Below are 13,472 nucleotides of genomic sequence, written 5' to 3'. Positions count from 1 at the left end.
TCGGGCCGAGGCGCTCTCTTTTCAAAGAACGAATTCAGAAACTATTAGATTTTAGAAGGTTACGATGGCGTTGCTACGGCTGAAAGATGTTTCCCTGGCGTTTGGAATGGCTCCGTTGCTGGATCATGCGGACTTGGTGATTGAGTCTCAAGAGCGGCTTTGTCTGGTCGGTCGCAACGGCGCAGGTAAATCCACGCTTTTGAAAGTGTGCGCCGGTGAAATCAAGCCGGATGGCGGTGAAATAAATAGAGGCAGGGATCTGAAAATGGCCTATCTGCCGCAGGAGCTTCCAGAGCGGGGTGACGCCAGTGTGCGCTCGGTGGTGGCGGAAGGCTTGGCGGAAGTGGGGGAGTGGCTCGCGGCCTACGACGCGCTGACTCAGCAAGGCGCCGAAGGTAATGTGGCGGAGCTTGAGCGTCTGCACAACAAGATCGAAACTCATGACGGCTGGCGTTTGCGGCAGAAGGTCGAGGCAGTGATGCAGCGTCTGGAACTGTCTGGCGACAAGTCTATCTCCGAATTGTCTGGAGGCTGGCGTCGGCGTGTGTTTCTGGCCCGCGCGCTGGTGCAGGAGCCGAACCTGCTCATGCTGGATGAGCCTACCAACCATCTGGATATCGACATGATTACCTGGTTGGAGGAAGAGCTGTTGCAGTTCGGCGGCAGTGTACTGTTTATTTCTCATGATCGCGCGTTCATCGACCGTCTGGCGACGCGCGTCATTGAGCTGGATCGCGGCAAATTGTCGAGCTGGCCGGCGCCTTATGAAGCCTATCTGGCCAAAAAAGAGGAGCAGTTGGCGGCGGAGGAAAAAGAGTGGGAGCGCTTCGATAAGAAGCTGGCGGAGGAAGAAGTTTGGATTCGCCAGGGCATCAAGGCGCGCCGCACTCGTAATGAGGGGCGGGTCAGGGCGCTGAAGAAACTGCGTGATGAGCGCAGGCAGCGACGCGACCGTGTTGGACAGGTGAGTTTGAAAGTGGATTCCGAGGAGCGCTCCGGTAACTTGGTGGCGGAGCTGAAAAATGTCAGTTTTGGCTACGCAGACCAGCCCAATCTGGTGAAGGATCTGAGCTGGCAGTTGATGCGCAAAGATCGTGTGGGCTTATTGGGTCCTAACGGTTGTGGCAAATCGACGTTTATAAAGTTGATCCTGGGCGGCCTGGAGGCGACGGAGGGCGTCATTAAACGGGGCTCCCGGCTGCAGGTGGCTTATTTTGATCAGTTGCGAGGGCAAATCGATCCGGAAGCGAGCGTCTGGGATAACGTCGCCAAAGGAAAAGACTTTATCGAGGTTGGCGGTCGTAACGTTCACGTCACCGGCTACCTGAAAGATTTCCTGTTTTCCCCGGAAAGATTGCGTACTCCGGCCAAGGCGTTATCTGGCGGTGAAATTAACCGGCTGTTGTTGGCCAAACTGTTTACCATGCCGGCGAACTTTCTGGTGCTGGATGAGCCTACCAACGACCTGGATATGGATACGCTGGATCTGCTGGAAAATCTGCTGGCGGAGTTTGACGGCACCATTCTGCTGGTGTCCCACGATCGTTTCTTCATCGACAACGTTGTGACCAGCACGCTGGTGTTCGAGGGAGATGGCAAGATATCCGAATATCCGGGTGGTTATAACGACTGGTTGGCGCAACGCCCGGTGGTCAAGGCCGAAGCCAAGCCCGCTGAAGCCAAGGCTCAGGCTGCTAAGCCGAAAACAGCGTCGGACGGCGGCAAGGCGGCCAAGTTAAGCTACAAACTGCAACGCGAACTGGACGCTTTACCCAAGGAAATCGAGCGACTGGAAGCGGAAGTGGCGGCTATGCAGGAAGAGGTGTCCGCCGCTGACTTTTATAGTCGTCCCCATGAGGATGTGAATCGTGCGCTCACCTCTCTGACCGCGTTGGAGCAAACTCTGGAGAAGGCCATGGAAAGGTGGATGGAGCTTGAAGAAATGGCGGGCGGGGGCTGATCGAGGGTTACAAATTTAAAAATATCGGCATCCGCAAATCCGCTACACTTGAGAATAAAGGAGTAACTTCAGCAGCCGACGGACTCCGTTGAGAAAGTGTTAGTCTTCTGTCGCCTCAATTGATTACGGAGAGATAAAGCCTTATGCGGGTGCGTTACGAATTCCGTTTCGATGATAACCGAGTGCTGGACTACATCATTGAAACGGAGAGAGAAGATAAGAGCATGCACTCAGAGCCGCCCGCCGAGTGGACTGAGCTGAAGAATTGTCAGTGCTCGAATTGCCCTCTCAAGAAGGACGCTGAACGCTATTGTCCCGCCGCTCTCGATATGCAAAAGATTGTGGCGGACTTTCGCTCCGAACCGGCTTTTCAGAAAGTCGAGGTCACCGTTTTCACCAAAGAGCGCAACTACCACAAGCGCACTGGTCTGGAAGAGGCGCTGCGCTCGTTGATGGGGTTGGTGATGGCGACCAGTCATTGCCCCATACTCGGCGAGTTAAGGCCTATGGCTATTCATCACATGCCGTTTTCCAACGGCGAAGAATTCATTCTCCGATCTGTTTCCATCTATCTGGTGCAGCAGTACTTTATGTTTCGCGATGGTGAGAAGCCTGACTGGGAGCTTAAAGGGCTGGTGGAGCGCAACCGTCGTCTGCAGCTGGTGAATCAGGCGTTGTGGCAACGGATTCACTCCGCCTGTGATGGCGACTCCAACTTGAAGGCGCTATTGAGCTTTTTTTCGTTGGCGTCGAGCGTCACATTCTCGTTAGAGACGCAGTTGCAGAAGCTGCGCAAGTCGTTTGAGTCAGGAGAGTGGGTGGCTCCGCTGTAGCGGAGCGCATCATTCCGGATTTTATTCTATTGAATGCTTAGTCGCTGATGCGGACCGCCAGAACGTCGCATTTGGCGCCATGTAATACACCATTCGCCGTGGAGCCCAGCAATAACTGCAGCCCGTGGCGGCCGTGGCTGCCGACAATGACCAAATCAATATCATTTTCTTCCGCGTAGCGATGGATTTCTCCCTCTGGGCGTCCCACCAGCACCGCTGCGGCGCTATTGGTCAACGTGTGCTTTTCAATCAGTTTTTGCAGTTTTTCTTCGCTGTGCTTTTGCAGTTGCTGCTGAATATCGCCCAGGTCCAACGGGATGTCGCCGCCATAGGCGTAACTGATGGGCTCGATAACGTGCGCCAGATGCAGGCGGGCCTGGGTCGCCTGTTGCATTTTCAGGGCCTTGGTGATGACCTGTTCGCCTTCATCGCTCAGGTCCAGGGCGACGAGAATATTCTTGTACATGGTGTGCTCCTTTTGGCTGCATAGTTCCGAAAGTGTTTTCCAAGTGTGTAACTTTTCGGTAGTGTCCGCAAAACTGAAAACAGCTTAATGCTAATGAAACATGCGTTGAGATGACAGCGGACAAAATCAGGTGAAAAAGTGTTTCCTGGTTTCGTAGGCGCTGACACGCTTTGAGTGGTCTTTGGACAGGATGAACGACGAATGACGACAGCTTTGATTATTATTTTTTGTGTGGTGGGAATCGTCGGCGGCTCAATTTTCTGGGTGTTGCCTAGCCCGGAAGAGCGACGCCGCATGCGTTTGCGGCAGCAGGCGCTCGCGGCGGGGTTTAGAGTGCGACAGACTACGCCGGAAAAGCTGGACGACGCTTTGAAAAAACTGGAGGCGGACGCTTGGCGCACCCACTTTTACTACAAGGCCATCCCGGCGTCGCGCACGCCTCGCAGGGCGTTATACGCCAATCAGGGGGGTGAATTGAAACAGCTGTCCATCAGTGGAAACTTTCCTCATGAGCTGCTTTCGGATGAGGATCTGCGTGAGCTGTCATCCCAGGTTAAAGCAGTTCAGATCACAGGACATGAAGTGGGCTTCCTGTGGGAAGAGCGGGGAACGTCTGAGGATTTGGAGCAGATGCTGCAGTGCGTCAACAAGGTGGCTGTAGCTGCTGGCGCGCGTTAATGGCGCGCCCTCGAATCTAGTTGATGTGAGCTATGCAGCGGCGTGTCTAAGCGCCGCTGTAGGCTTTGGCGAGACTGTCCAGATCGCTGATGATCCTTTTTGAATACAGATTCACGACGTAGGAAACGTTGTTTTCGTTGTAGTTGATATAAGAGTTCTTGATGAACTCCCATTTCGTGGAAATGGCGTCCAAAGTCTTGCGCGTGGCGTCGGTGTTTTGCTGTGACGCCAGGAGTCGGGCGATGTTCTTGTCAAAACTGATCGCCTGGACGTCCATGGGCTCTTCGCTTTTGGCTCCCTGGAATATTTGCGTCACGTTGGAGGCGCTACGGGCGGAATACTTGGTCAGCATGCTTTCCAGGATGATTTTGGAGTTGCGCACCAGCTCAATTACCTCTGGGGGGCGGTGGCCTGAAATTTCCATGGTCTTGTCGTAGGTTCTCTCTGTCGCGCCAACCAGGTCGATATTTACCTGCGCCATGTCGCCCACCAGCCGCAGGTCAGGGTAGCCCACCTTCACAATGTCGTTCATATTGGTGTTCAGCAGTTCCTTGTACTTGAGCCAGGTGGCGCTCATAACGCTCAACTCTCCCTGCACTTCGACGATGCCGTCTTGGGACTCCAGCGATTTGAAAGTCGCATTCATAAAACCGATTTCCTGGTTCACCTCGGACTGGATGTCCTTGTCGCCAGGATTCAAAGTGAAGTTGTAATACGCATTAATGGTCTGATAGGAGTGCGTCTGCACATCGTGCAAATGCTTGAGAATGGCTTCAGCCTGCGCGTTGTTCAGCGCAAAGGAATGTGACGAATACAGGGCGAGAAGTGCAAGAAAACAACACCAGAGAGGATTCCGGTGTATACCCGATTGGCTCATAGACACGCTCTCCAGGAAATTTGGGCGCAGAAGGCCACCTGCTATTTTTATAATTATGTTTCCGACTTGTCGGTGCGGCTTCCCACTATATTCTTAAAATTATTTCCAACGACGCCTTCAATGGCCGGCCTAGCTACCAACCGCCGGTTTATAAGTAGAAAAAATAGGGGAAATGCCTGCGCTAGTCAAAAAGTTATAAGCTTATTGTCCTATTATGCGAATGCGCTCAGGGCGCATTCAGAGGACGCCTAACTTAAAAAGTAAGGTGAAATATACTGCATAATTTCATGAAAAATAAATCTTAAAAATTTTTAAAGCGGCCGAAAATGTCATAAGTGTAAGCAATTATTGACAAAAATCGCCGCCAAATTTTTTGGAAGAGATTGACAAACGGGCCAAAATTATCCATGTTGTTGCGACCTGATTCAAACGAGCGTATGAATTGTTGTTCGATGCATCGGCTTTGATTCCGAAGCTCCGGAGAAGGGCGGCCCGGCAAGGCGTCCGTTGGGACCCGTTTATAGGGCAATAAACCAGTGCTAAACAATGCTTGGAGATCCGTTGATGATTTACGCAGGTAAAGCCATCACAGTCAAAGAGATCGAGGATGGTATCGCGGTACTAACTTTCGATTTGCAAGGCGAGTCTGTTAATAAATTTAACCGCTTGACGCTGACTGAGTTGGCGGAAGCGACCCAGAAACTACAAAGTCAACAAGGCATTACTGGCCTTGTCGTTACCAGCAACAAAGATTGTTTCATCGTTGGCGCTGATATCACTGAATTCCAGGAATTGTTTGCCGGCTCCGAAGAAGAGTTGGTCGCCAACAACCTGGAAGCCAATAAGATTTTCTCCGCCGTTGAAGATCTGCCATTCCCCACTGTGACCGCTATTAACGGTATCGCTCTGGGCGGCGGTTTTGAGATGTGTCTCTCCACTGACTTCCGCGTCATGTCCACCAGCGCGAAAGTGGGTCTGCCGGAAGTAAAACTGGGGATCTTCCCCGGGTTCGGCGGAACAGTGCGTTTATCCCGTCTGGTTGGCGCCGACTACGCGATCGAGTGGATCTGCGCCAGTGGCGAGAAACGAGCGGAACAGGCCCTGAAAGAAGGTGCTGTAGATGCAGCGGTCGCCCCTGAGAAATTGATGGATGCAGCCTTGTCTGTGTTGCGTCAGGCGATCGAAGGCAAGTTGGACTACAAAGCGCGTCGGGAAGAGAAAACCGGCAAGCTGAAGCTGAACCCGATGGAAAGCATGATGGCGTTTGAAACCGCCAAAGGCTACGTGGCGGGCCAGGCTGGACGTAACTATCCAGCGCCTGTTGAAGCCATCAAGGTGATGCAAAAGCACGCGGGCATGACTCGCGACAAGGCGATCGAAGTAGAGGCCAAAGGTTTCGCGAAAATGGCGAAAACTTCTGTGGCGCACAGCTTGATCGGCTTGTTCCTGAATGATCAGGAGCTGAAGAAAAAAGCGAAAGACCTGGAGCCTAAAGCCGGCGAAGTTAAGCAGGCGGCGGTATTGGGCGCGGGCATCATGGGCGGCGGCGTGGCGTATCAGTCCGCGCTGAAAGGCACGCCCATCCTGATGAAGGACATCAATCAGTCCGGTATCGATCTGGGCCTGAAAGAAGCCAAGAAACTGCTGACCAAGCGCGTCGACAAAGGCCGCATGAATGCGAGTGAAATGGCGGATGTGCTGAACCGCATCGCTCCGACATTGAGCTACGGCGATTTCGGAACGGTGGATCTGGTGGTTGAAGCGGTTGTTGAAAACCCTAAGGTCAAAGACATCGTTTTGCGTGAAGTGGAAGATCTGGTGCGTGAGGACACTATCCTGACCTCCAACACCTCTACTATCTCCATCAATCGTCTGGCGCAAAATCTGAAGCGTCCGGAAAACTTCTGCGGCATGCACTTCTTCAACCCAGTGCACATGATGCCTTTGGTAGAAGTTATCCGTGGCGAGAAAACCAGTGAAAAAGCTGTCGCGACTACTGTGGCGTACGCCAAAGCGATGGGTAAAACGCCTATCGTTGTGAACGACTGCCCTGGATTCCTGGTTAACCGCATCCTGTTCCCTTATTTTGGCGGCTTCATTGGTTTGGTGCGCGACGGCGCCGATTTCCAGCAGGTCGACAAAGTGATGGAGCGTTTCGGCTGGCCGATGGGTCCCGCTTACCTGCTTGACGTAGTGGGTATGGACACAGCGAAGCACGCCGGCGACGTGATGGCGGAAGGTTTCCCTGATCGCATGAGCTACTCCGAAACAACTATTATCGACGTCATGTTCGATAAAGGTCGTTACGGTCAGAAGAGCGATAAGGGCTTCTACGCATACGAGCTGGATAAGAAAGGCAAGCAGAAGAAAATTGTCGATGACAGCGTTGACGCACTGATTAAGTCTGTGCAGAAGTCTCAGCGCGACTTCTCTGAAGAGGAAATCATCGAGCGCATGATGGTGCCTTTGTGCATTGAAACTGTTCGCTGCCTGGAAGACGGCATCGTCGAGACTGCGGCGGAAGCGGATATGGGCTTGATCTTCGGCATCGGTTTCCCTCCGTTCCGTGGGGGCGCGTTGCGCTACATTGACTCTCTGGGCGTGGAAGAGTTCTGCAAGATCGCTGATAAATATGCGGATCTGGGCGCTCTGTATCATCCGACCCAAGGGCTGCGCGACATGGCTAAGTCCGGCAAGAAGTTTTTTGGCTAATTGCTGATAGAGAATTCCCGACGGAGAAAATGATATGAGTCTGAATCCAAGAGACGTTGTCGTTATCGACTGTGTTCGCAGCCCGATGGGGCGCGCCAAGGCGGGTTGTTTCCGCAACGTGCGCGCAGAGACGCTGTCAGCGACGTTGATTGACGCATTATTCGACCGCAATGACAAAGTGGACCCTGCGGAAGTTGAAGATCTGATCTGGGGCTGTGTAAATCAGACCCTGGAGCAAGGCTTCAACGTGGCGCGGCAGATTTCCCTGCTGACCCGCATTCCGCATACTTCGTCAGCGCAAACAGTAAACCGCTTGTGTGGTTCCGCCATGTCCGCAATTCATACTGCGGCGCAGGCGATCATGACGGGCAATGGCGACGTGTTTGTGGTGGGCGGCGTTGAGCACATGGGGCACGTGCCCATGACTCAAGGTTTCGATCACAACCCGGCCGCAAGTAAGTATTCCGCTAAAGCGTCCAACATGATGGGCCTGACGGCGGAAATGCTGGCGAAAATGCACGGCATCAGCCGTCAGCAGCAGGATGAGTTTGGCGCTCGCTCTCACCGTTTGGCGCACGAAGCCACGCTGGAAGGGCGCTTCCGTAACGAAATCATCTCTATTTTAGGGCATGACGACGACGGCTTCCCCGCGCTGATCGAGAATGACGAAACGATTCGTCCTGAAACCACAGCTGAAAGTCTGGCGCAGCTACGTCCTGCTTTTGATCCTAAGAGCGGCACAGTGACAGCGGGTCAGTCTTCTCAATTGACGGATGGCGCTTCCGCTATGCTGCTGATGTCTGCTGAGCGGGCTCAGGCATTGGGTCTGACGCCAATGGCGAAAATTCGCTCCATGGCTACTGCCGGATGCGATCCCGCCATCATGGGATATGGTCCTGTGCCGGCGACCAAGAAAGCGCTTAAGCGCGCAGGCCTGAAAGTGGAAGATATTGATTTCTGGGAACTGAACGAGGCGTTCGCCGCACAGTCTTTGCCAGTTATCAAAGATCTGAAGCTTATGGACGTGGTTGACCAGAAAGTTAACCTGAACGGCGGCGCTATCGCCTTGGGTCACCCTCTGGGTTGCTCTGGCGCGCGTATCTCCACTACCTTGCTGAATGTCATGGCCGCTAAAGGCGGTACGCTGGGCGTATCCACCATGTGTATCGGTCTGGGTCAGGGTATTGCGACCGTTTGGGAGCGTATCTAATACGTTGAGGCTTCGGTTTGGGGGAACCTGAATCGGAAGCAATGAAATCCGGCGTCCCGTAAGGGGCTCCGGATTTTTTTATGGATGATGCTGGATAGCCTGGAATTAGCGCCAGGCTTTTACTGGGTTTCCTGAGAACGATTCTGGGTTTCGCCGTCTCGCATCAGGCTTTTGATCTTGTCGGATATCTCTTTGATCTGGTCGTTCTTGTTGGGGATTTCCAGGCGTGTGCGCTTGAGCGCCTCGCGAGCGTGTTTGAAATGCTTCTCGGCGCCGGCTTTGTCGTTTTGAGCCACCAGGCTTTCCGCCATTTGTAGTTGGCTGCCGACTTCCACGTCAAGCGCCATCTCGCGCAGGTGGTGGCTGTATTCCTCATAAAGAGGGACGGGTAGTGAGCCGCGCAGTTTGAAGCGTTGCAGCTTTTGCAGGCACTCAGAAAGAGAGCGCTGGATGGCGGCGACCGCTGCGTCGCTGGTCACCGTTTTCTGCGCCTGGGGAAGAAGAACGCCGGTTTTCAAGTCGCGCTCCCTTTGTTTCAGGTTGTCTAAAAGGATGCGCAGCTCTTCCGACTTGCGGTCCATTTTGGTCATGGACTGGGCGATTTCAATCATGGCGTGGTTGAGGCTGATGGCGATGTTGGCGGAATCGTCCACTCGCATGATGACCTGAAATAACGAATTTATTTCTTCGTATTTCTGTTTTAACGATTTCAGTTGGCTTTGACGGTAAGCTAACGCCTGCTGTCGCGAGTACATAACGCCGCTGACGATAATCGAGGCGGTTATGAAAATAGCGAGCAAGACGATTAAAGTTGTCATATAAAAGGCGGCGGAAGCATTTATAAATTTATGTGTCGTTCTTATTAAGTGTTAACGACATTGTGGGGTAGGGCAAGTTATCGGAGTTAAATAGACGCCGACAAACCGGGCCTGGCCGCCTATTTTTACATTAAATACCAGATTTTCTGGCAATCACTTGACCCGTCGACTACAACCTCTAATATATGACGGCTATTTCAACTAGGAGCAAAGAACCATCCGCTATGGGTAAATCGCTGGTAATCGTGGAGTCCCCTGCAAAGGCAAAAACCATAAACAAATATCTTGGTTCGGAATATGTAGTCAAATCCAGTGTGGGGCATATTCGTGATTTGCCGACCAGTGGAGGTAAGGAAGCATCATCTCCGAAAGAGCGTGCGGCGGAAGCGGCGAAAATGCGCAAGCTGCCTGCTGAAGAGCGCGAAAGCATCAAGAAACGTAAAGCCCGGGATCAGCTGATCTCTCGTATGGGCGTCGACCCTGAAAATGATTGGGCGGCCCGCTACGAGATCCTTCCAGGTAAAGAAAAAGTCGTTGAAGAACTGAAGCGTCTGGCGAAAAGCGCCGACCAGATCTATCTCGCAACGGACTTGGACCGCGAAGGAGAGGCTATCGCCTGGCATCTCAAAGAATCTATTGGCGGCGATGACTCCCGTTATCGTCGCGTGGTCTTTAACGAGATCACAAAATCCGCCATAACGGAGGCGTTCAAAAGTCCCGGTCAACTTGATTACAACCGCGTAAACGCCCAGCAGGCGCGCCGCTTCCTTGACCGCGTGGTCGGCTATATGGTGTCGCCGCTGCTGTGGTCCAAGATTGCGCGTGGTTTGTCCGCAGGGCGGGTGCAATCCGTCGCGGTTCGCTTGATTGTCGAGCGTGAGCGTGAAATTCGCGCCTTTACGCCGGAAGAATACTGGGAATTGCATGCGCTGCTATCCAAGAGTAAGCAGCAGGCTAAATTCCAGGTCGCCAAATATAAGGGTGAGAATTATCGGCCCACCAACAAAGAGCAGTCTGAGAAGCTGACTGCGTTGCTGGAGTCGCAGGCGTTCAAGGTTGTCAATCGTGAGGATAAGCCCTCTGTCACCAAGACGCCGGCGCCATTTATCACTTCTACCTTGCAGCAGGCGGCGAGCACCCGTTTAGGGTTTAGCGTTAAGAAGACCATGGTGTTGGCGCAGCGTCTCTACGAGGCGGGCTATATCACCTATATGAGAACGGACTCCACCAACTTGTCCGCGGATGCGGTGAGCGCCTGCCGTGAATTTATCGGCAAGAAGTTTGGTGATAAATATCTGCCTGAAAACCCGAAAACTTACGTGAGTAAAGAGCGGGCCCAGGAAGCGCACGAGGCGATACGTCCTTCTGATATCAATGTAGGCTCCAACCAGATTTCCGGTCTCGAAAAAGACGCCGAGAAGCTGTATGACCTGATTTGGCGTCAATTCGTGGCCTGTCAGATGGAAAATGCGCGCTTCCTTAGCACCAGTATTCAAGTGCAGGCGGGAGACTTTGAATTAAGAACCCGTGGTCGGCTTTTGCAATTCGACGGCTTCCTTAAAGTGCTGCCTGCGCAAGCGAAGAAGGATGATGAGGCGGAATTGCCCGCGTTTGAAATTAATGATCAGTTGGATCTGGATAAACTGGAGCCGACTCAGCACTTCACCAAGCCTGCGCCGCGTTACACGGAAGCGACCTTGGTTAAGGAGCTGGAGAAGCGGAGTATCGGGCGTCCTTCTACGTATGCGTCAATCATTTCCACCATTCAGGAGCGCGGCTATGTGAAGCTGGCCAACCGGCGCTTCTATGCGGAGAAGATGGGCGATATCGTGACGGATCGTTTGACGGAAGCCTTTACAGATCTGATGGATTACGGCTTTACCGCGAAGATGGAAGGTCAGCTGGATGAGATCGCTTCTGGCAGCGAGGGCTGGAAACAGGTTCTTAATGCTTTCTACTCCGATTTCGCCAAAAAGCTGGAAAGGGCGGACATGGAAGGCGGTATGCGTGCTAATCAGGCGGTGCAGACGGAAATTACGTGTCCGACCTGTTCGCGTCCAATGCAGATTCGCACTGCGTCCACTGGCGTGTTCCTTGGGTGTTCCGGCTATGCGTTGCCGCCGAAAGAGCGTTGCAAGACGACGATTAACCTGATCCCTGGCGATGAGGTAATTCGCGCGGACGATGAAGAAGGCGAAGCGAATGCGCTGCGCGCGAAAAAGCGTTGCCCGATCTGTGATACCGCCATGGATAGCTATGTCATCGATGAGACCCGCAAGCTGCACGTGTGTGGTAATAATCCAGACTGTGAAGGTTATGAGGTCGAAGGCGGGCAGTTTAAGGTGGCTGGCTACGATGGGCCGACACTGGAGTGTGACAAGTGCGGCGCTGAAATGCAGCTTAAAACCGGCCGCTTTGGGAAGTACTTCGGCTGCACCAGTTCAACTTGCGGCAACACCCGCAAACTGTTGAAGAATGGCGAGCCTGCGCCGCCCAAGATGGAGCCGGTAGTCATGCCTGAGCTGGCGTGCGACAAAGTTGACGATATCTTTGTCCTGCGTGATGGCGCTTCGGGTTTGTTCCTGGCAGCGAGTAAGTTTCCCAAAAATCGTGAAACACGAGCGCCTCTGGTGGAGGAGTTGATTCCTCATAAGAAGGAAATTGACCCTAAATATCACTACCTGCTGGATGCGCCTACTCGTGATCCAGAAGGAAATCCGGCGATTATCCGCTTCAGTCGCAAGACCAAGCAGCAGTACGTCATGTCGGAGAAGGGTGGTAAGCCCACTGGCTGGTCGGCTTTCTATAAAGATGGAAAGTGGGCGGCTAAAGACAAGTAGTCTGTAAGTGCGAAAAGAAAAGGGCGGTTTGATCACCGCCCTTTTTTGTTGTCCGATGTTTGAGTCGGCGCTTTGAGATAAATGTGCTGGGTTATCTCTTTAGGCGCGCCAGCAGGCTGGATGTATCCCAGCGTCCCCCGCCCATGGATTGTACTTCGGCGTAAAATTGATCGACGAGAGCAGTGATGGGGAGTCGAGCCTTGTTGTTTGAGGCCTCGCGTAAGCAGATGGATAAATCCTTGCGCATGAGGTCTACCGCGAAGCCATGTTCGTAGTCTCCGGCGATCATGGTCTTGTGACGATTTTCCATTTGCCAGGATTGCGCGGCTCCTTTGGATATGACGTTCACCACTTGCTGCGGGTCCAGGTCAGCCTGTTCTGCGAAGTGCAGCGCTTCCGCCAGTCCCTGTACTAACCCTGCGATAGCGATCTGGTTGGCCATTTTGGTTAACTGGCCGCTGCCTGCATGTCCCATCAGGGTTGCTGCGCGGCTGTAATGTTTAAGGAGGGGTTCCGCCTTCGCAAAGTCTTTTTCTTCACCGCCACACATTATGGTTAGCGCGCCGTTCTCGGCGCCCTGTTGTCCGCCGGATACGGGAGCGTCAAGAAAGCCGATGTTGCGCTCTTGGGCGGCTTCAAACAGCTCTTTGGCGACACTGGCTGATGCAGTGGTGTGGTCGATGATCAGAGAGCCTTTGCGTAACTGATTGATCAGGCCTTCTTCGCCCAAGTAGATACTGCGCAGGTCGTTGTCGTCGCCGACGCAAGAGATGATGACGTCGCATTGGGCGGCGTCCCGCAGCTTGCGGATGAACTTGCCAGTGTGGGTCTTCAGCCAGCGTTCCGACTTTTCGACGTTGCGGTTGTAAACGGTGACCTGGTGGCCATTGTTGGCGAGATGGCCGGCCATCGGGAATCCCATGACGCCGAGGCCGATGAAACAAATTCTTCCTAATGCGGCGGTTTCAGTTGATTCCATGTTTATCTTCCTGGAGTGGTTAAATCCAATGGGTTAATAGTGCGCGGGTTGCTCCAATAAAGAAAGGCCGCATAAGCGGCCTTTGCAAGTCAACCGGCA

Annotated in this window: 10 protein-coding genes; 6 read left to right on the top strand and 4 right to left on the bottom strand. The window is 53.2% G+C overall.

The window, feature by feature from the left end:
- Window positions 1-64: 64 nt before the first annotated feature.
- Both ONV78_RS08005 and ONV78_RS08000 read left to right on the top strand, forming a co-directional pair.
- Window positions 65-1,960: an ATP-binding cassette domain-containing protein gene (locus tag ONV78_RS08005; RefSeq protein WP_279502411.1), complete on the top strand. Its 1,896-nt coding sequence runs from the start codon at window positions 65-67 to the stop codon at window positions 1,958-1,960.
- Window positions 1,961-2,103: 143 nt separating this feature from the next.
- Window positions 2,104-2,793: a hypothetical protein gene (locus ONV78_RS08000; RefSeq protein WP_216737769.1), complete on the top strand. Its 690-nt coding sequence runs from the start codon at window positions 2,104-2,106 to the stop codon at window positions 2,791-2,793.
- 37 nt (window positions 2,794-2,830) lie between these two features.
- Here ONV78_RS08000 and ONV78_RS07995 read toward each other — a convergent pair whose 3' ends face one another.
- On the bottom strand, window positions 2,831-3,259 hold the full coding sequence (locus tag ONV78_RS07995; RefSeq protein ID WP_279502410.1) for a universal stress protein: 429 nt from the start codon (window positions 3,257-3,259) through the stop codon (window positions 2,831-2,833).
- Window positions 3,260-3,460: 201 nt separating this feature from the next.
- On the opposite strand from ONV78_RS07995, the gene ONV78_RS07990 reads away from it, so the two are divergent.
- Complete coding sequence (locus tag ONV78_RS07990) at window positions 3,461-3,937, top strand: hypothetical protein (protein WP_279502408.1); 477 nt, start codon at window positions 3,461-3,463, stop codon at window positions 3,935-3,937.
- Window positions 3,938-3,983: 46 nt separating this feature from the next.
- Here ONV78_RS07990 and ONV78_RS07985 read toward each other — a convergent pair whose 3' ends face one another.
- Window positions 3,984-4,814 carry a hypothetical protein gene (locus ONV78_RS07985; RefSeq protein ID WP_279502406.1) on the bottom strand — a complete coding sequence of 277 codons (831 nt, stop codon included), beginning with the start codon at window positions 4,812-4,814 and terminating at the stop codon, window positions 3,984-3,986.
- A gap of 564 nt (window positions 4,815-5,378) precedes the next feature.
- Here ONV78_RS07985 and fadB point away from each other — a divergent pair.
- Both fadB and fadA read left to right on the top strand, forming a co-directional pair.
- The gene (gene fadB / locus ONV78_RS07980) at window positions 5,379-7,526 is read left to right on the top strand and encodes a fatty acid oxidation complex subunit alpha FadB (protein ID WP_279502404.1); all 2,148 of its coding nucleotides are present in this window, start codon (window positions 5,379-5,381) and stop codon (window positions 7,524-7,526) included.
- A gap of 34 nt (window positions 7,527-7,560) precedes the next feature.
- Window positions 7,561-8,736: an acetyl-CoA C-acyltransferase FadA gene (fadA, locus tag ONV78_RS07975; RefSeq protein ID WP_127969457.1), complete on the top strand. Its 1,176-nt coding sequence runs from the start codon at window positions 7,561-7,563 to the stop codon at window positions 8,734-8,736.
- A 119-nt stretch (window positions 8,737-8,855) separates the two neighbouring features.
- On the opposite strand, the gene ONV78_RS07970 is transcribed toward fadA, so the two are convergent.
- On the bottom strand, window positions 8,856-9,554 hold the full coding sequence (locus ONV78_RS07970) for a hypothetical protein (protein WP_279502402.1): 699 nt from the start codon (window positions 9,552-9,554) through the stop codon (window positions 8,856-8,858).
- Between the two features lie 224 nt (window positions 9,555-9,778).
- Between ONV78_RS07970 and topA the strand changes: the two genes are divergently transcribed.
- A complete protein-coding gene (gene topA / locus ONV78_RS07965; protein WP_279502401.1) occupies window positions 9,779-12,394 on the top strand; it encodes a type I DNA topoisomerase in 2,616 nt (871 codons plus the stop codon).
- A gap of 91 nt (window positions 12,395-12,485) precedes the next feature.
- Here topA and ONV78_RS07960 read toward each other — a convergent pair whose 3' ends face one another.
- Window positions 12,486-13,373, bottom strand: coding sequence for an NAD(P)-dependent oxidoreductase (locus tag ONV78_RS07960; RefSeq protein ID WP_279502399.1), 888 nt, complete (start codon window positions 13,371-13,373; stop codon window positions 12,486-12,488).
- Window positions 13,374-13,472 lie beyond the last annotated feature (99 nt).

Source organism: Hahella sp. CR1 (assembly GCF_029813005.1).
Taxonomy (GTDB): Bacteria; Pseudomonadota; Gammaproteobacteria; order Pseudomonadales; family Oleiphilaceae; genus Hahella.
This window is presented reverse-complemented; position numbering and strand designations above follow the sequence as displayed.